Origin of the sequence: Microbacterium testaceum (assembly GCF_029761935.1) — a bacterium.
GTDB classification, from domain to species: domain Bacteria; phylum Actinomycetota; class Actinomycetes; order Actinomycetales; family Microbacteriaceae; genus Microbacterium; species Microbacterium testaceum_A.
This window is the reverse complement of the sequence record NZ_CP121699.1, coordinates 2,288,941-2,307,365: the sequence shown is the minus strand read 5'-3', so window position 1 is coordinate 2,307,365 and position 18,425 is coordinate 2,288,941. Positions and strand designations below refer to the sequence as shown.

Annotated in this window: 17 protein-coding genes; 8 read left to right on the top strand and 9 right to left on the bottom strand. The window is 71.0% G+C overall.

Features of this window, described 5'->3' with window-relative positions:
- Positions 1–8: 8 nt before the first annotated feature.
- Both QBE02_RS11170 and QBE02_RS11165 read right to left on the bottom strand, forming a co-directional pair.
- Complete coding sequence (locus QBE02_RS11170; RefSeq protein WP_279365777.1) at positions 9–1,139, bottom strand: thiamine pyrophosphate-dependent enzyme; 1,131 nt, start codon at positions 1,137–1,139, stop codon at positions 9–11.
- A gap of 98 nt (positions 1,140–1,237) precedes the next feature.
- Complete coding sequence (locus tag QBE02_RS11165) at positions 1,238–2,314, bottom strand: histidinol-phosphate transaminase (protein ID WP_279365776.1); 1,077 nt, start codon at positions 2,312–2,314, stop codon at positions 1,238–1,240.
- A 146-nt stretch (positions 2,315–2,460) separates the two neighbouring features.
- On the opposite strand from QBE02_RS11165, the gene QBE02_RS11160 reads away from it, so the two are divergent.
- From QBE02_RS11160 to QBE02_RS11140, 5 genes are all read left to right on the top strand, one after another.
- Positions 2,461–2,865, top strand: coding sequence for a phage holin family protein (locus QBE02_RS11160; protein WP_279365775.1), 405 nt, complete (start codon positions 2,461–2,463; stop codon positions 2,863–2,865).
- A 34-nt stretch (positions 2,866–2,899) separates the two neighbouring features.
- Positions 2,900–3,406, top strand: coding sequence for a low molecular weight protein-tyrosine-phosphatase (locus QBE02_RS11155; RefSeq protein WP_074694583.1), 507 nt, complete (start codon positions 2,900–2,902; stop codon positions 3,404–3,406).
- A 27-nt stretch (positions 3,407–3,433) separates the two neighbouring features.
- The gene (gene purB / locus QBE02_RS11150) at positions 3,434–4,813 is read left to right on the top strand and encodes an adenylosuccinate lyase (RefSeq protein WP_279365774.1); all 1,380 of its coding nucleotides are present in this window, start codon (positions 3,434–3,436) and stop codon (positions 4,811–4,813) included.
- 325 nt (positions 4,814–5,138) lie between these two features.
- Positions 5,139–8,450 (top strand): OmpL47-type beta-barrel domain-containing protein, encoded by a 3,312-nt coding sequence (locus QBE02_RS11145; protein WP_279365773.1) that lies wholly within the window; start codon positions 5,139–5,141, stop codon positions 8,448–8,450.
- Positions 8,451–8,601: 151 nt separating this feature from the next.
- Positions 8,602–9,639 carry a zinc-dependent alcohol dehydrogenase family protein gene (locus QBE02_RS11140; RefSeq protein ID WP_279367881.1) on the top strand — a complete coding sequence of 346 codons (1,038 nt, stop codon included), beginning with the start codon at positions 8,602–8,604 and terminating at the stop codon, positions 9,637–9,639.
- A gap of 21 nt (positions 9,640–9,660) precedes the next feature.
- Here QBE02_RS11140 and QBE02_RS11135 read toward each other — a convergent pair whose 3' ends face one another.
- The 3 genes from QBE02_RS11135 to QBE02_RS11125 form a co-directional block, all read right to left on the bottom strand.
- On the bottom strand, positions 9,661–10,026 hold the full coding sequence (locus QBE02_RS11135; RefSeq protein WP_279365772.1) for an amino acid transporter: 366 nt from the start codon (positions 10,024–10,026) through the stop codon (positions 9,661–9,663).
- Complete coding sequence (locus QBE02_RS11130; protein WP_082450295.1) at positions 10,023–10,655, bottom strand: acyl-CoA synthetase; 633 nt, start codon at positions 10,653–10,655, stop codon at positions 10,023–10,025. Before QBE02_RS11130 ends, QBE02_RS11135 begins: the two co-directional genes overlap by 4 nt.
- A gap of 104 nt (positions 10,656–10,759) precedes the next feature.
- The gene (locus tag QBE02_RS11125; RefSeq protein ID WP_279365771.1) at positions 10,760–11,392 is read right to left on the bottom strand and encodes a GNAT family N-acetyltransferase; all 633 of its coding nucleotides are present in this window, start codon (positions 11,390–11,392) and stop codon (positions 10,760–10,762) included.
- Positions 11,393–11,466: 74 nt separating this feature from the next.
- On the opposite strand from QBE02_RS11125, the gene QBE02_RS11120 reads away from it, so the two are divergent.
- Both QBE02_RS11120 and QBE02_RS11115 read left to right on the top strand, forming a co-directional pair.
- On the top strand, positions 11,467–12,102 hold the full coding sequence (locus QBE02_RS11120) for a TetR/AcrR family transcriptional regulator (RefSeq protein ID WP_279365770.1): 636 nt from the start codon (positions 11,467–11,469) through the stop codon (positions 12,100–12,102).
- An 85-nt stretch (positions 12,103–12,187) separates the two neighbouring features.
- On the top strand, positions 12,188–12,373 hold the full coding sequence (locus QBE02_RS11115; RefSeq protein WP_279365769.1) for a hypothetical protein: 186 nt from the start codon (positions 12,188–12,190) through the stop codon (positions 12,371–12,373).
- Between the two features lie 273 nt (positions 12,374–12,646).
- Here QBE02_RS11115 and QBE02_RS11110 read toward each other — a convergent pair whose 3' ends face one another.
- The 3 genes from QBE02_RS11110 to QBE02_RS11100 form a co-directional block, all read right to left on the bottom strand.
- Positions 12,647–13,708, bottom strand: a complete 1,062-nt coding sequence (locus QBE02_RS11110) for a WxL protein peptidoglycan domain-containing protein (RefSeq protein WP_279365768.1) — start codon at positions 13,706–13,708, stop codon at positions 12,647–12,649.
- 64 nt (positions 13,709–13,772) lie between these two features.
- Positions 13,773–15,764 carry a metallophosphoesterase family protein gene (locus QBE02_RS11105; RefSeq protein WP_279365767.1) on the bottom strand — a complete coding sequence of 664 codons (1,992 nt, stop codon included), beginning with the start codon at positions 15,762–15,764 and terminating at the stop codon, positions 13,773–13,775.
- Between the two features lie 131 nt (positions 15,765–15,895).
- Positions 15,896–17,113, bottom strand: coding sequence for a HupE/UreJ family protein (locus QBE02_RS11100; RefSeq protein WP_279365766.1), 1,218 nt, complete (start codon positions 17,111–17,113; stop codon positions 15,896–15,898).
- Positions 17,114–17,237: 124 nt separating this feature from the next.
- Between QBE02_RS11100 and QBE02_RS11095 the strand changes: the two genes are divergently transcribed.
- Positions 17,238–17,894 (top strand): hypothetical protein, encoded by a 657-nt coding sequence (locus tag QBE02_RS11095; RefSeq protein WP_279365765.1) that lies wholly within the window; start codon positions 17,238–17,240, stop codon positions 17,892–17,894.
- 93 nt (positions 17,895–17,987) lie between these two features.
- Here the strand turns inward: QBE02_RS11095 and QBE02_RS11090 are convergent, their stop codons facing one another.
- The gene (locus tag QBE02_RS11090; RefSeq protein WP_279365764.1) at positions 17,988–18,308 is read right to left on the bottom strand and encodes an LPXTG cell wall anchor domain-containing protein; all 321 of its coding nucleotides are present in this window, start codon (positions 18,306–18,308) and stop codon (positions 17,988–17,990) included.
- Positions 18,309–18,425: the final 117 nt, after the last annotated feature.

Below are 18,425 nucleotides of genomic sequence, written 5' to 3'. Positions count from 1 at the left end.
GTTGTCGGTCACTGCGCGCCCCCTTCCATCGAGTTCTCGTAGTCGTCGAGCCAGCGCTGCTCCTCGGCGATCAGCGCGTGGGCTTCGGAGTAGACGCTCTCGAACATGTGCACGCGCGGGATGCCACCGAGCTCGTTCGTGCGCACGCGCACGTCGTCGGCGAGGGCGGCACCCTCGGCATCCGCGTCGTCGAAGAACTGCTGCGAGGCGCCGCGTCCCTCGAGGTAGGCGCGCATGCGGGCGATCGGGTCGCGCCCGGCCCACGCCTTCTCTTCGTCGGAGGTGCGGTACTTGGTGGGATCGTCGCTGGTCGTGTGCGCGCCCATGCGGTAGGTCATCGCCTCGATCGCGCGGGGGCCGCCGCCTGCGCGCGCCTCGTCGAGGGCGACCTTCGACACGGCGTAGCTCGCGAGCACGTCGTTTCCGTCGACCTGGAGGCTCGGGATGCCGTAGCCCTCACCGCGCTTGTACAGCGGCGAGCGCGACTGCGTCGCGACCGGCACCGAGATGGCCCACTGGTTGTTCTGCAGGAAGAACACCTCGGGGGTCTGGAAGCTCGCGGCGAAGACCATCGCCTCGTGCACGTCGCCCTGGCTCGAGGCGCCGTCGCCGTAGTAGACGATCACGGCTTCGTCGCGCTCGGGGTCGCCCGTGCCGCTCTTTCCGTCGAACACCAGGCCCATCGCAAGACCCGTGGCGTGCAGCGTCTGCGCGCCCAGGACCAGCGTGTAGATGTGCGTGTTGCCGTTCTTCGGGTCGGTCGGGTCCCACCCGCCGTGCGTGAGTCCGCGCATGAGGCGGATGATGTCGAGCGGGTCGACGCCGCGGATGCGGGTGACCACGTGCTCGCGATACGAGGGGAAGACATGGTCCTGCGCGCGGGCCGCGCGAGCGGAGCCGACCTGCGCGGCCTCCTGCCCGAAGGACGGCGGCCACAGGGCGAGCTGCCCCTGGCGCTGCAGGTTGGTGGCCTGCACGTCGAACGCGCGGATCGAGACCATGTCGCGGTAGAAGGTCTCGAGTTCGGCGTCGGTCAGGGCGTCGATGAGCGGCAGGTAGCGCTCGGCGGCGGGCGTGGGGGCCAGCGTGCCGTCGGCTGCCAGAACGCGCACGAGAGCGGGGTCGTCGAGCGGGGTCATGAACCCACGCTAACGCGCGACCCATGCGCGAGACCGCATGAGGTGCACAACGGATGCCGTGATTCGGCGTTCGTTGTCGACAAAGGCGCCGCCGCGGATCAGTGCGGGGCGGTGGCCGCGGCGACCTCGACCACGCGGTCGAGCGACTCCTCTTCGCCGATCGAGATGCGGATGCCGTCGCCCGGGAACGGACGCACGATGAGCCCGGCCTCTTCGAAAGCGGTGGCGACCTCGACCGTGCGATCGCCGGCGGCGAGCCACACGAAGTTGCCCTGGGCGTCGGGGACGTTCCACCCGGCCTCGCGAAGGCGGCCGACGAGGCGGTCGCGTCGCTCGGCGATGACCTTCACGCGGTGCAGCAGCTCGCTCTCGGCATCGAGGCTCGCGATCGCCGCGGCCTCTCCGGCCGCCGTGACCGAGAGCGGGATGGCGGTGGTGCGCGCGGCATCGAGCACCCCGGTGTGGCCGATCGCGTAGCCGATACGCAGACCCGCGAGCCCGTATGCCTTCGAGAAGGTGCGCAGGACGACGACGTTCGGGCGACCGAGCACCGCGCGCACCCGACTGCCCTCGACTGACGCGGGGTCGGTCACGAATTCGGCGTAGGCCTCGTCGAGGACGATGAGCACGTCGCGCGGCACGGCGTCGACGAACGCGGCGAACTCGTCGTACCCGACGGTCGGCCCCGTGGGGTTGTTGGGGCTGCACACGATCACCAGGCGCGTGCGCTCGGTGACGGCGGCGGCCATCGCGGGGAGGTCGTGACGCGAGTCGGCGGTCAACGGCACCTGCACGCTCTTCGCCCCCGCGACCGCGACGAGCGAGGGGTAGGCCTCGAACGAGCGCCAGGCGTAGACGACCTCGTCGCCGGGACCCGAGGTCGCCAGCAGGAGCTGCGCCAGCACCGAGACGCTGCCGGCGCCGACGTGCACCTCGTCGGGCGAGACGCCGTACCGCGCCGCCAGGCGTTCGCGCAGGCGGGCGGCCGTGGCATCCGGGTATCTGTTGAAAGCTCCCGCGGCGACGACCGCATCGAGGACGCCGGGAAGCGGCTCGAAGGGGTTCTCGTTGCTCGAGAGCTTGAAGGCGTCGGGGCTGGCCTGTCGTCCCTGCCGGTACGCGGGCAGCGCGGCGATCTCGGGGCGGATACGGGGCAGGACCGGCTCGTCACTCACCCCGCGAGCCTAACCGGGGGCCCGCCGTGCGCGTCAGTCCCACTTTAGGCGCCCTATCCCCCGGCGAGTCCTCCCCAGGCCTCGAGCGCGCGGGGCGTTCTCCACAACCCCGTGGCGCGACGGCGGGTGCGTGCCACGATGGGGGCATGCGTTTCGTCGTCCGCGTCGCCGTCAACGCCTTCGCCATCTGGATCGTCACTCTGCTGCCCGCCCTGCAGGTGCGGCTCATCCCCTTCGCCCCGGGCGAGTGGTTTCAGGTTCTGCTCACGCTGCTCGTGGTCGGGCTCATCTTCGCGCTGGTCAACACGATCATCGGCACCGTCGTCAAGATCGTCGCGATTCCGCTCTACATCCTGACGCTCGGACTCATCTCGCTGATCATCAACGGTTTCCTGCTGTGGCTCACGGGCGTCATCACCGCGAACGGGGACTGGGGCCTGCGCACCGGCGAGTTCTGGTTGACGGTCGTGGCCGCGCTGCTCATCGGCATCATCAACGCCGTCCTGGGCGGCATCCTGCGTCCGCGGCGCGAGGAGCGCGAACGCCGCTGATGCGTTCGAGGCCCATCACCGCCATGATGGGGGGATGACCGCGAACCCCGACGCGCCGTTCCGCGTCGTGTTCGTATGCAGTGGCAACATCTGCCGCTCGCCGATGGCCGACGTCGTGTTCCGCCGCATCGCCGACACCTCGGGCCTCGGGGCGCACATCGCGTCTAGTTCGGCCGGCACCGGCGACTGGCACGTCGGCGAGCGCGCCGACCACCGCACCCTCGCGGCTCTCGATCGCCTGGGCTACGACGGCTCCTCGCACCGCGCCCGGCAGTTCCAGTACGCCGATTTCGAGCGCAACGACCTCGTCGTCGCCCTCGACCGCAGCCACGAGCGCGTGCTGCGCGGGTGGGCGCGCGACGACGACGACGCCGACAAGATCGCCCTGCTGCAGTCCTTCCTTCCGGATGCCGAGACCCTCGATGTCCCCGACCCGTACTACGCCGGGGCCCCGATGTTCGACGAGGTGCTCGGTATGATCGAACGCGCCAGCAGGGCCCTGTTCCGACAGCTCGAGCCCGCCATCCGTTCCGCGGGCTGACCCGTTCGCGCAACCCCCGGGAGACCCGTGTCCTCTCTGCCCCCGCAGCCCCTCAGCCCGCTCGACGGACGGTACTTCGCCACCGTCGCGGAACTCGGCGATTACCTGTCGGAGGCCGGGCTCAACCGCGCCCGCGTCGAGGTCGAGGTCGAGTGGCTGCTCGCCCTGACCGACCGCTCGCTGTTCGGCACCTCGCCCGTCTCCGACGCCGACCGCGCGCGCCTGCGCGCCCTCTACGAGGAGTTCGGCGCCGACGAGATCGCGTGGCTGAAAGAGAAAGAGGCGGTCACCCGCCACGACGTCAAGGCCGTCGAGTACCTCGTGCGCGACCGCCTCGACACCCTGGGCCTCACCGCCCTCGCCGAGCTGACCCACTTCGCGTGCACCAGCGAAGACATCAACTCCACCGCCTACGCCCTCACCGTGCAGCGCGCGGTCGAGCGCGTCTGGCTGCCGAAGCTCCGCTCGGTCACCGCCGCCCTCGCCGAGCTCGCGACGCAGCACCGCGACGCCGCGATGCTCTCGCGCACGCACGGCCAGCCCGCCACCCCCACGACCATGGGCAAAGAGATCGGCGTGTTCGCATGGCGCCTCGGGCGCGTCATCCGTCAGCTGGATGCCGGGGAGTACCTCGCCAAGTTCTCGGGGGCCACCGGCACCTGGTCGGCGCACGTCGCCGCTGAGCCCGACGTCGACTGGCCCGAGCTGACGCGCGCGTTCATCGAGTCGCTCGGCCTGGGCTTCAACCCGGTCACCACGCAGATCGAGTCGCACGACTGGCAGGTCGAGCTGTACGACCGCGCGCGTCACGCGGGCGGCATCCTGCACAACCTCGCCACCGACATCTGGACCTACATCTCGCTGGGATACTTCACGCAGATCCCCGTCGCCGGCGCCACCGGTTCGTCGACCATGCCGCACAAGATCAACCCGATCCGCTTCGAGAACGCCGAGGCGAATCTCGAGATCGCCGGCGGGTTGTTCGGCACCCTGGCATCCACCCTCGTCACCAGCCGCATGCAGCGCGACCTCACCGACTCGACGACGCAGCGGAACATCGGCGTCGCGTTCGGACACTCGCTGCTCGCGCTCGACAACCTGCAGCGGGGCCTGACCGAGATCTCGCTTGCCGAAGGCGTGCTGCTGGCCGACCTCGACGCGAACTGGGAAGTGCTCGCCGAGGCGATCCAGACCGTCGTGCGCGCGGAGATCGCCGCGGGTCGCTCGCAGATCACCGACCCCTACGCGCTGCTGAAGGACCTCACGCGCGGACGCCGCGTCGGCGGCCCCGAGCTCGCGGAGTTCGTGCGCGGCCTCGACATCGGCGACGCCGCGAAAGAGCGCCTGCTCGCGCTGACCCCCGCCGCGTACGCGGGCCTCGCGTCGCAGGTGGTCGACGCGCTGTAACGCGCTGCGGGCGCGGGCACGCGCCGCCGCCCGCCCCCTCCGTGAGTGTCCAGAACACCCGGACGATCTTCGGAAACGTCCGGGTGTTCTGCGCAATCGGCGTGTTCTCGCGCCCGCGTCGTGCCGGCGCGGCGTTCGCGTCGGCGAGCACCACACCGCGAACTGCCCCTGGACGTCGCGCACCGGTGCCCCATAGTGTTGACGTCAACATCCCCACCGCGGCCCCCGGGCCGTCGTGCGCCGCACCGTCGCGGCGCAGATCGGAACAGACGCGATGACGCCTCGACGCCCCTCTTCCTCTTTCGTGCGCACGCTCCTCGCGGCCGTGACCGCTGCCGTGGTCGGCGGAGCCCTGGCATCCCCCCTCGCGGCGAGCGCCGCGGGCGGCGTGCCGACCGATCCGAACGACGGGGTGCCCCGGATCGACCCGCCCGTCACCTACACGAACTTCCAGCCGCTCGCCGACCCCGGCCTCGGCGCGGCCGACTACTTCCAACCGGCCTGGTACGACACCGACGGCCGGCACATCCAGGCGCACGGCGGGCAGGTGGTCACGACCGAAGAGAACGGCCAGACCGTCTCCTACTGGTACGGCGAAGACCGCACGAACGGCTACTGGAACAGCCCCGGCGTCGCGGTGTATCGATCGACGGATGCCAAGAATTGGACGAACCTCGGAGACGCGCTCCGCAGCATCTCGACGCGCGACGACCTGCTCACGCCCTACTTCGAGGATCTGTACGACACCGTCGACGAGAACGGCCAGCCGCGCACCGAGAAGATCGACGCCCTCGCGTACCACCTCAACTCGACGCAGAACTCGGATTACACCGCGATCTTCGAGCGCCCCAAGGTGCTGCACAACGCCAAGACCGGCAAGTGGGTCATGTGGTGGCACGCCGACGGGCGCACCGAGCCCGGCGGCAGCACCTACGCGCGGTCGATGGCGGCCGTCGCCGTATCGGACTCGCCCGCGGGCCCGTTCCGCATGACGGGCGCCTTCCGCATGCCCAACCGCACCGACTACCAGGCCTGCACGCCGTACGCGGTCCCCGGTCAGGCGCGCGACATGACGGTGTTCCAGGACGACGACGGCAAGGCATACATCTCGTACTCATCGGAGGAGAACTACAGCCTCTACGTCGCCGCCCTCGACGACACCTACACGAACGTCACCCACACCACCGATCGCGACACCCTCGACGTCAACCAGTACTCCGAAGACGGCCGCTACCCCTACGTCTTCGCCGACGGGACCCCCGCGGCGCCGGAACGGGGGAAGGACTTCCAGATCGTCAAGGAGTGCGGCCACCTCGAGGCGCCCGCGATCTTCGAGCGCGACGGCACCTACAGCGTCGTCACCTCGGGCGCGACCGGCTGGGCGCCCAACCCGCAGACGTACTACACGACGAAGAACCTGATGGGCACGTGGATCCGCGGTGTCGACGCGAACGACGTGAACGAGACCGTCTCGTACAACGCCATCCCCGACGGGGGTGACGGCCTGCTCTCGATCGGCGACGTGCGCCGCTCGACGTTCGGCTCGCAGACGACGAACGTGTTCGAACTCGAGCCGGGCAAGTTCGTCTACATGGGCGACCGCTGGAACGAGGGCAAGTCCGACTCGACCTACGTCTGGCTCCCGCTCACGGTGGGCGAGAACGGACGCCTCGAGATGCACAACCCCGCCGCCGAGGACCCCGCGCGGTACGGCAAGGGATGGGACGCCTCGTACTGGGATGACAAGGGCTTCGGCCACGGCACCTGGCGCGCCGTGACCACCGGCCTGCCCGAGACCGTCCGCCGCGGCGCCATCCCGCAGCTGCCCACCAGCGTCCCCGTCGACACCTCCGCCGGCACCGCCCCGGTCGCCGTCACCTGGTCGACGATCGACACGAGCGTGCTCGGCCCGCAGACGATCACCGGCACCCTCGCCGCCGACGCGAACTTCACCGCCGGTCGCTCGTTCCAGCGCACGATCACGGTCGCCGAGCCCGGCATCGCCGACATCGCCCCCGAGGCGACCGTCACCGCGTCGAGCCGCTCCGACCTCGTCGCCACCCTCACCGACGGCAACCCCACGGCCAAGGGCTGGGACGACTGGACCGGAAACGGCTACCCGCGCGACAGCTGGCTGCAGTTCGACTGGGGCACCGACCGCACGTTCGACTCGATCGTCGTGCACACCTACAAGGACGGGGCGACGGCGACCTGGCCCTCGCGCATCCAGGTGCAGTACCGCGACGCCTCGGGCGCATGGAAGGACACCGCGGTCGAGGCGACTCTCGCTCAGGATGCCAGCGCCCCGGCCCCCACGGCCGTGATCGACGCCCGCACGCTTCCGGCGGCCAGCGCCCTGCGGCTCCGGCTGACGAGCCAGGCGAACACGTGGCAGTCGATCTCTGAGGTCGACGTGTGGGGCAACGCCTCGGCCGTGAACGTATGCCGCGATATGGGCACGACGGTGTCGGCATCGTTCCACCAGACGAAGTGGGCCACGATGCCCGCCTCCAACGCGTGCGACGGCCGACTCGGCACGGCGTGGTCGACCTGGACCGACGCGGGCTACAAGGACTCCGCGACCTTCACGATGGAGACGTTGGAGATCCACCGCCTGAACGAGGTGCGCTTCACGAACCTCGAGGGATCGATCGCGGGTGTCTCGCTCGAGTACCGGGACTACCACGACAACCAGTGGAAGCCGCTGCCCCTCACCGGTGACGCGCCCACGGTGACGAACGGCGTCGAGACGACGTTGTCGTTCCAGAAGGTCCTGGCGACGGGCCTGCGCTTCACCTTCGCGACCCCCGGGTCGTACCTGAAGATCCCCGAGTTCTTCGTGGCCGAGGCCGGCGGGATCGCGCACATCGAGCCGTTCCTGCGGACGCAGCCCAACGCCGCCGGCTGGTACACCGCCGCTCCCGTCCCGGTGAGCCTGTCGCACGACGGCAACACCGACGTCGAGGTGCAGTACCGCCTCGACGGCGGGGCGTGGCAGACGGGACCGGACTTCGACGTCACCACCGACGGCGACCACACCGTCGACTACCGCGCCCTGTGGAACGGCACCGAGGTGCCCGAGGTCGCCGGATCGCTCCCCATCCGCATCGACACGGCCGCCCCAACCACCGAGGCCTCGACCGAGAAGCCCTCGACGCTGCTGCGCCTCATGCAGCCGGCCGCGGTGTTCCAGGCCCTGGCGCCCGCCGAGGCGACGGTGGTGTTCCAGGCGACGGATGCCACCTCGGGCGTCGCCCTGACCGAGTACTCGCTCGACGGCGGGACGACGTGGACCGCGGGCTCGAGCGTGACGCTCACCGGCGCCGGCGACCACCTCGTGCAGTTCCGCTCCACCGACGTGGCCGGCAACCTCGAGCAGGCGCGGTCCGCGACCGTCACGGTCGTGGCGGGGGCCGCACCGGGGGATGGCGCGGGAGGGGGCGACGGCTCCGGAACGGGCACGGGTACCCCCGGCACCCCGGCGGGCACCGTCGGCGGATCCGGCGGGACCGCGGCGGCCGGCGGCGGTCTGGCCGCCACCGGCTCCGAGATGCCTCTGGCCCTCGGCATCCTGGCCCTGGTCTTCGGTGGTCTCGGCGCGGGGCTGCTCCTTCTGCGCCGTCGCCGGCACGCCTGACGCCGCCGCTCACGCGACGTGAGTGTCCAGAGCACCCGGACGACATCCCAGAGCCTCCGCGTGTTGTGGACACGCGACGGGTGAGCACCTCGCCGTCGCGGCCCACCGCACCGCGCGCGGGCCGCGCACGCGGAGCGGGAGAATGGATGCCATGCGCGCGATGATCATGGATGCCCTGGCCGAACCCCTCGAGGTGCGTGAGGTCGAGGCCCCGAGCGCCCCCACCGGCGGGGTCGTCGTCGAGGTGCACGCGACGGGCCTGTGCAAGAGCGACTGGCACGCGTGGGTCGGGCACGATGACGTCTCACTCCCCCACGTTCCGGGGCACGAGCTGGCGGGCGTGATCGTCGAGGTCGGCGACGGCGTGCAGCGCTGGAGCGTCGGCGACCGCGTGACGGTGCCCTTCGTGATGGGCTGCGGGGCCTGCGAGTGGTGCCTCGGCGGCAACGCACAGGTCTGCCCCGACCAGCAGCAGCCGGGCTTCACCCAGTGGGGGAGCTTCGCCGAGCACGTCGTGCTGCGCGCGGCCGACACGAACGTCGTGCGCATTCCCGACGACGTCTCGTTCGAGGCCGCGGCCGCCCTCGGCTGCCGCTTCGCCACCGCCTACCGTGCGCTCACGGGGCGGGCGCGCGTGCAGGCGGGCGAGTGGATCACCGTCGTCGGCGCGGGCGGCGTGGGCCTCAGCGCCGTGATGATCGGCGCCGCCCTGGGCGCGCGCGTCATCGCGGTGGATCGCACCCCGGCGGCTCTCGACGCGGCGAAGCGGCTCGGGGCGGAGCACACGCTGGTCGCCGACGGTTCGGACATCGCCGCGGCCGTGCACGAGATCACCGGGGGCGGCAGCCACGTCTCGGTCGACGCCGTCGGCAGCGCCCAGACGGCGCGCGACGCCGTGCTGAGCCTGCGTCGACGCGGGCGGCACGTGCAGATCGGGCTGCTCCCGACCGCCGACGGCATGACCTCGATGCCCATGGCCCGCGTGATCGCGTGGGAACTCGACCTGCTCGGCAGCCACGGCATGGCCGCGGTGGACTATCCCGAGATGCTCTCGCTCATCGAGAGCGGCGCCCTGCGACCGCAGGAGCTCGTCGAGCGCGTGGTGGGACTCGCCGAGGCGGCCGACCTGCTGCCGACGATGGACTCGGCGTCACCCGCGGGAATGACGATGATCGACCCGCGCCGCTAGTCGCGGGGCGCGGGCTGCGCGTCAGGCGCGCGGCTCGGTGGGGCCGTCGTCGACGCGCGGGGACTCGGGCGCGGCCGCGGCCTCGGGGGCGTCGGCATCCGGAGCGTTCTTCGGAAGAAGCAGCGGACGGTCGACCGTGGCGGTGACCTTGGAGGGGTCGACGGCCAGCAGCAGCAGCGCCAGCGAGACGAGAGTGACGATGAACGTCGCTCCCGCGGCGACCAGGCCCACGATCAGCGCACGCTGGATCTGGTCGGCGGGCCGCGTCTGGAAGAAGCCCATCGACATGAGCGTGACGAACCCGGCGAACAGGGCGGCGATGAAAGCCAGACCGAGAAGCTGAACGGGCTTCATCAGGTCGCGGCGGGTGGTGGGCTTGTCGGTCATGACGCGGCCTCCTCGGAGGGTACGGCCGGAACGGGCTCGGTGCGGCGCGGAGAGAACCCCGCGATCGCGAGGAACACGGCGACGACCGCCGCGTACCCGCCGAAGAGACCCACGGCGATGGTGATGCCGGTCAGCGTGAACGAACCCGCCCCGGCGATGCTGTAGTCGAGCGCGTACTGCTGGATCGGGAGCAGCAGCACGACCCCGAGGACGAGACTCAGGATGCCGATGAGCACGCCGTCGCGCGCACCCGCGGCCCCGACCGTCTTGCGCTGGCGCAGGGCGCCGATCAGCTCGATCGCGCCCGAGACGAGAGCCCACGCGATCACGACGCCGAAGAAGACGCCGGTCGTGCGCCAGGTGCCGACGCTGGCGACCATGCCCGCGACGATCGAGACGATCGCGAGCAGCGCCGGGATCAGGCGCTGGCCGCGCGGGTGGACGAGCCACACCGACAGGGCGAAGACGAGCCCGGTCGCGAGCGCGAAGCCGCTGAACACCCCCAGGCCGAGGGGGGCGGAGTGGTCGGACGAGAAGGTGACCATAACGGCGGCCAGCGCCGCGAAAAGGGCGCGCGCGAGCTGCACGTGGCGAACGTCGAAGGCGCGCTCGGAAGAAGGAGTGGTCACGGAGGGTCCCGGAGAGACGGTGTCGATGTCGCCCAGTCTATTCCTCGGCGCCTGAGCGGACTTTGTGGACGCTCGACGTCGAGATGCCTGCCCGGGATGCCCCCTCAGACCGCTCGGGCGGGCACCGCGTGCCGAGCGGGCGCGGGCGGGCGGAGCATGGCCATCGGCGAGGCCCCGCGGATCCCCGGGATCGGCGCGATCTCTTCGAAGCCGAGGCGGCCGTAGAGGCGGCGGTTGTCGGGGGTCGACGACTCGAGGTAGGCGGTCGTGCGCGTGACGTCGAGCGTCTCGAGGCGGGAGCGCAGGAGAGCACCGCCCACGCCGAGTCCTCGCGCGGCGGGCGAGACGCCGATCTGGGCGAGGTACCAGTGCGGCGACCGCGGGCGGTGACGCGCCAACCGCGACGACAGGGCCGCCGCCCGGACGATGCCGGCGACGCCGAGGGCCGACAGGTAGCCGGGAAGCTGGCGCCAGGGGAGGGATGCCGCGCCGGGGCCTTCCCACGCGGCCACCCCGAGGATCTCGTCCCCGTCGGAGCGACGAGCGAGGTCGACGCTGCCGGTCTCGAAGGCGGCGCCCCGCAGGAGCGCGGTGAACAGGGTCGTGAGCCGCTCGATGCGGCGACCGCCCGGAAGGATCGCGGCCATCACGGGATCGTCGCGGAAGGCCTCGGCGAGCACGCGCGCGGCGGCGGGGAGGTCGGCCTCTCGAGCGGGGGTGATGTGCAGGTCGGTCATCTCGTCCTCCAATTGGTCCGTGTGGATATATTCAGTATGCGAGACTCGACCGCCCCGATCGCTTGGAGAACGCCGTGAACGCCGAGGCCCCCACCCGTGACTACCTTCCCCTCGAAGAGCGCCGCGAACGCCTGCTCGACGCCGCCCTCACCGTCGTTGCCGATGCGGGCGCGTCGGCACTGAGCCTGCGCCGGGTCGCCGAGCGCGCCGGCGTCGCGCATCGCGTGGTGACCTACGCCTTCGGATCCAAGACCGCCCTCGTCGAGGCCGTGCTCCACCGCGCATCCCAGCGCACCCTCGAGGCCGTGTGGGCCGACGACCTCGCCCTCGACGACTTCGCCGCGGCCGTGCGTCTCGCACTGCGCGGACTCGCGCGGGATCTGCGCCGACACGAGAGCGAGTACCGCGTCGTGAGCGAGCTGACGGCATCCGCCCGCTCTCATCCCGACCTGCGGGCCGCAGCGCAGAGCGAGATCGAAGCGAGCATCCGCGCCATCTCGGACAGCATCGAGCGCTGGTCGACGGCGACGGGACGCACCCTCGAGACCCCGATCCCGATCGTCGCCTCCGCCCTGCGCGCGAGCGTGGACGGGCTGGTCGAGTGGTGGTTGAGCAGTCGCGACGATGCGGCTCTCGACGACGTGGCGGACGTCGTGGCGTCGGCGTTCGAGGGCCGGGAAGCCGGTCGGACGCCCGGGCCGAGGGGGTAGCCGACGGCGTTCCCAGCCGATTGCTCACCTTCGCGTACGTTTTTCACCATACGATCGTCTTGCCGAACCGATCGAAGGAGAAGCCGTGATCCCCCCGTCCGTGAGCCGCACCCGACCATCCGGTCTCGCCGTCGTCGCCGTCGCCCTCGGGGCGTTGCTGACGGTCGGCCCCGCCGTCACCGCCGCGATCGTGCCCGCCACCGTCCAGGCGGAGGTCATCCACTACCGGCCCGCGACACCGATCGCGCACGGGCCGTCGATCCACTTCTGACCGCCCGATACGCGACCGAGGGACCGAGCCGAGGGGCCCGGTCCCTTCGTCGTCCTCACGTCGCGGATCGTTCTCGTGTGCGTTCCGTGAGGAACCCTGGCCCCACCCCCGGGGCGGCGGCAGAATCGCCGGGTGAGTGAAGCAGAAGGTTCCGATCACCCCGCCCTCGCGTCCTCGGACGTCGACCTCGAATCGGGCGTGATCCTCGGGTACAACTGAAGCTTCGGCGGGTCACCGACGTCGATCCCCATGACGAGGTCGGTGACCTGCCGGTCACTCGACGGGCTGGCGCTCCTTCTCGGCCAGCGTGCGCTCGACGGCGGCGGCCACGCGCTCGTCCTCCGCCTGCTGGGCCCGGCGACGGCGCTCGCGCAGCAGACGCGGACCGAAGACCGCCCCCGCGACGATCAGCACGACCAGGAGCAGCAGCGGCCACGGAATCGCCCACCCGAACGTCGACACCTCGATCGGATCGAGGGTCGAGATGGAGCCCGCGGCATCCGTCACGATCGGGGTCGCCGACACCGACGCGATCAGTACACCCATCGCGGCCACCGCGGGAACCCGCACGTCGCGCTCCCAGCTCTCGCCGGGCAGCAGGGTGGGGGCCGCGTCGTCGGGCGCGGAGTCGAGACGCGCGAGCCCGAACGGACCCGTGACCGCGTCGGCCTCTTCGGCCGCGAGCGAGACGTTCCCGGTGTTGTGCAGGCGGTAGTGCACGGTGGCGTCGCCGAAGAGGAAGGGCACGAAACCGCCGTCCCACCCAACGCGCAGGTCGTCGACGGCGAGCGCCGGGGCGAGGTCTCCCCCGACACGGATGCCGGTGCGGATGCCCAGGCGACGATCGACGTTGACGTTCGCGGAGGCGTCCGCGACCGTGAGCGTGGTGACAACCCCGCCCGCGTAGTCGCCCGGCGTGGCGTTCTGGGGCACGTCGACCGCGAACGGCACCTCGACCGTCTGACCGGCCGGGACGGTCACGTGACGCTGCGGCACGGTGACCCACGCGCCCACGCCCACCGACTGCTCGCCGGCGACGCGCAGATCGAGAGCGCCGGTCGAGGTGGTGTAGCCGTCAGCGGCGTACACGTCGAGCTCGACGGCCTCGGCACCGCGGTTGGCGACCACGAGGGCGTCGTCGAGGTGGGCGCCGGGGTTCAGCGCGTAGCTGTAGTTCGTGCGATCGGCGCCGAGCGCGTTCGAGGCGGTCCGCACGGTCCAGGTCACGTCGTCGGTCGCGGCCAGGGCGGGCGCGGCACTCCACGCGCCCCCGGCGACCACAGCGGCGGCGAGGGCGAGGGCGGCGAGCCGCGACAGGGAGGGCAGTCGAGTCATGGGGGATCCTTCGAGAGGGTCGCCGGCGGGGAGACGAGCTCCCCGCCGGCGCTGTTCGCTCTGGTCAGCCGGCCAGGGCGGTGAGGGTCAGGGTCGCGCGGTAGCTTCCCTTGTCGATGGTGTTGGGGATCTTCAGGTCGAGGTCGGCGCCGACAACTCCGGCGCTGCGGTCGTGACCGGTGGGAGCCGAACCGAGCAGACGGGAGACCGACAGACCGTCGCCGCCGTCGTACCCGGAGTTCACCGCGGCACCCGCGACGGCTCCGGCACCCGGGGTGACGACCTTCGGCGCCCAGCCGAGGAACGAGCCCTTGAAGGTCTTGCCGTCGTCGACGAAGTCGCCCACCGACGCCGAGACCGACCACGGCGACTTGCTCGCGCGGGTGTCGGTGACGGTGATCGGGTTGATCTGACCGGTGGCCTCGAAGTACTGCAGGTTCTTCTCCTGCGCGGTGCCCATGTCGACCAGGCCGTTGTGACCGTTGATCGTCCACCCGAACTCACCGGGGGCGCTGGTGGGCACGTCGACCTGGATGTCCTGTCCGTCGCCGTGGTTGGGGTGGATGGTGACCTCGTCCTGGATGGAGCCGACAGCCTCGGCCGGCTTCGTGCCGTTCTCCGGCCCGCACCAGAGGACGTTGCCCTTCTCGACGGCCGCGTTGGGCGCCTGGCAGTTGCCCGATCGGATGTTCTGAACGATCAACTGATCCTTCTTCACCTGCACCTTGACGTACGTGCGCACGTGCTCCTGGTTCTGCACCGAGTTGTACCAGTAGTTCGCCGGGTTCAGCGGGTCGGCGCCGTTCCCGGCTCCACTGGTGCCGCTGCTGTCGGGCGTGGTGATGTCGTAGTACTTCGATCCGGATGCCGAGTTGGCGGTGACGTACACGACGCCGCCGGGGCCCTCGAAGACCTCGTCCTGACCGGGCTTCTCGTCGGCGTTCGCCTTCGCCCCGTTCTTGATCTCGTACGAGCGCGAGTAGCTGTGGTCGTGGCCCTGGAGCACCAGGTCGACGCCGAGCTTCGAGAAGGCGGTGGGGAAGTCGGTGCGACGGACCTTGTTGTCGGCGTCCTTCGCGTGGTCGGCCGGCGAGTAGATCGCGTGGTGGTACACGAGCACCGTGTACTTGGCATCCGCTCCGTGCTTGTTGACGACGTCGGTGACGTACGAGATGTGCGCGTCGTCGCCGCCGCCGCCCTGCGAGGTGGCGTAGCTGTTGCTGTTCAGGTCGATGTACAGCACGTCCTTGTAGATGAACCAGTAGTCACCGCCCGACTCGGTGCCGATGCTGCCCGAGCCCTTGCGGTAGTAGGCGCCGGAACGATCGGTGTTGGGGGTGTACAGGTGCTGCTCGTAGGCCTTGCCGCCCACGTCGTGGTTACCGATCGTCGCGGCCCAGGGGTACTGACGAAGCTGATCCGGCGCGAGGAAGGCGTCCCACTGCGATTCGGTGTTCGCGCTCTCGACCTGGTCGCCGCCTGAGACGAGGATCTCCGCGTTCGGGTTGGCGTTGAGGGCGACGTTCATGGTGTCCTGCCACCCCGCCTGGTCCTTCGCCGTGTCCTTCGACGACCCGATCTGCGGGTCGCCGAAGAAGAGGAAGTCGTAGTCGCCCTCGAACGACTGCGTCTTGAAGGCGTAGGTGTTCGACCAGTTGCCCTCGGAACCGACGCGGTACGAGTACGCCGTGTTCTCGGCGAGGCCCGTGATCGTGGCGTGACGGTTGAAGCCGCCGCTCGAGGCGATGTTCGCCGTTCCGGATGCTGCGAAGGTCGTCGCCGACGCCGGGAACTGGCCGCCCGTCAGCGCCGAGGTGGGCGCAAGCTGCACCGTCTGGGCGGTGTCGGCCGAGGAGTACCAGGTCACGATGCGCTGCGACTGGTCGGCACCGACGCCGAGGATGACGCCGGTGAGGGTGGCCGTGGTGTCGGCCATCGCCGCCGGGACGCTCGCCACGCCCGTGAGGACGAGGGAGGCGCCGACCGCGGCGGTTGCGATCCACGAGACACGGCGACGCGTGCGCGTCCCGTGCGACGTCGATGCGGTGAGGAACATGGCTGTCCGTTTCTTTCAAGGGGGTCTCTGGTGCGCACTCACCGATGGCGAGCGCATCCCACGCTCCGCCCGCCGGGTGTCGTCCGAGTGAATTGTTGACTCAGCACACGTATCGGCTGCGCCAACACCCGTCACTCGATGCCGAGGATGCGCTGCACGAACCAGACGAGTCCCGCGACGGTGACCACGACCGCGATCGCGGCGCTGACCCACATCCCCACGCGCGGGGCGCGACGGCGCAGCAGCACCAGCAGGGGGAAGACGATCACGATGATGCCGATCTGCACGGCCTCGATGCCCACGTTGAACACGAGCAGCGACCACAACAGCGTCCACGACCAGGGCTCGTCGATGCCGAGCGCCGAGGCGAAGCCGAGACCGTGCACGAGACCGAAGACGAACACGACCGCGACGCGCAGCCAGCCCGCGCGGTCGAGCCGCAGGAAGCCGTGGGCCTTCGACAGGTCTTCGTCGGCCTGATCGCGGCGGACCAGACGCCAGAGGTACCACGCCGCGACAACCGCGATCGAGAGGGCGATGGTCGGCTCCACCACCTCGGGGGGAGCGGCGATCACCCCGGTCGCGGCGAGGATGAACGTCACCGAGTGCGCGATGGTGAACGTCGTCGCGGCGATCACGATCTCGCGCAGGCGCCGGGATCCGACGATGAGGGCGAGCAGGAAGAGGATGTGGTCGATCCCGGTCAGCAGGTGCTCGGCGCCGAGGCGGAAGAACTCCCAGAAGCGTTCGAGCGGCGACTGCGCGGTGGTGAACGAGGGGTGCTCGGCATCCAGCACCGTGCTGCCCTCGTGCAGGTCGAGGTTGTACGTGAGGATCGTCTTGGTGTCGGTGACGTAGCCCTCGGCGTCGGGGAAGAGCGAGGCCGCGATCTCGTGCCCGTTCTCGGACGGCGGGCAGGCGTCTTCGAGGGTGACGACGGCGTAGGGCACTCCGTCCTGCCGCGTCATCGAGATGTCGTCGTCCATGCGCGGGGTGCACGCCGCCCCGGACGCGGTGATCCGGAACCGCTCGCTGACGTAGTGGGCGATCGTGTCGCGGTGCGCGATGAGCACGGCGGCCTGCGCCGTCGCGTCGCCGTCCTGGAACGCGGCCATCCCCTCCTGGTAGAGCGGGTCGTCCTTCTCGGCGTCGGCGGCCGAGACGACGAGCAGGTCGTACTCGAGCTGCAGCTCGGCGCGCACGACGCCGGTGCCGCCGCTCTCGAGGTTCGCGTAGACGACCGACAGGATGCCGTGGGCCGAGGCCGGCGCCGAAAGCGACAGCAGCGCCGCGATCCCCGCGGCCACGAGCAGGACGCGCGAGAGGACGCGTCGAACAGAGTCAGACATGTGCACCTTTCCGTTGGAGATCGTGCGCGCTCGTCGTGAACGGTTGTCCGCGGTGGGGCGAACGGAAACGAAACGTGCGGGCGGTGTTCTCCTGCGCGCCACCTGCACGGTTCAGGGTGAGGGGGTGAAGCGACGGGTCCTGGCCGCGGTGTCGGCGGCGGCGATGGTGGCGGTCCTGGCGGGCTGCGCGAGCGACGAGGGCTGGTCGGCGATGCGTCCCGCCCCCGCGGCCGTGGGGTCCCCCGCGCCGGGCTTCGCCCCCGCGACCGCTCCGGCGCCCGAGTCGACGCACGCTCCCGTCCCCGGCTCGTGGAACGGGGTGTCCACCCCCGCGGGGTACCGGGTCGCCCTGCTCACCGTGGGCGATGACGCTCCCACCGCGACCCTCGTCGCCGCGGTGCGCGACTGGGCGGAAGAGACCCACGCCGACCTGCGCGTCGTGCACGCCGACGACGACATGATCGACGGGGCCGTGCGCGCGATGGACCTCAATCCCGACCTGATCATCAGCGCGGGAGACGCCCTCGTCGACCCGCTCGCGACGGTGACCGCGAATCACCTCGACCGCCAGTTCCTCATCGTCGGCGCCGAGCTCGCCGAGCCGACCGAGAACGTCACCGCGGCGGACTGGACCGGGGCCGCCTACCGCGGCGAGGGTCTGGGCACCGCCGCCGCGTACGATCCGTCGACGTTCACTCCCAAGCGCGCGGGGGCGGCGGTGCGCGCGGGAGTCGCGGCCGTGCTCACGGGTCTCCGCGGCATCGTGCTCTGGATCGACTGATCCGGGATGCCGGTGCCCGGCGCGACGGGCACGGGCCCGATCGCGCGGGAGCGGGTCCGAGCGCGCGGGAGCGGGCCCGAGCGCGCGGGAGTGTCAGGCGCGACGACGGCGGCGCAGGGCGACGAGCCCCAGCCCTAGTGCGGCGACCCCGGCGACCGCCGCGGCGACGAGCACGGTGGGGTCGACTCCGGTGACGGCGAGGGGGCCGGCGGCGGGGGTCGGTGAAATCGCCGGCGTCGGGGCCACGGCAGGCGACGGGACGACGGCCGTCGGCGAAGGACTCGCGGTGGGGGTCGGCGACGCCGCCCGCGCCGGGACGGTGACGACGATGGTCTGCGCGTCGGCTGCGTCGCCGGGGGGAACCGCAGAGGGTGCGAGAGCGAGCACGACTGCCATGACCACCGCGACGGACACGAGACACCACCTCCGTTGTGCACTGTCGTCGGACCGAGTGGCCGCCCGCCCGACGCCAGACATCCATCCGGGTAACGACGGACGAACGACGGGAGTGACTGGAGGTCAGACCACTAC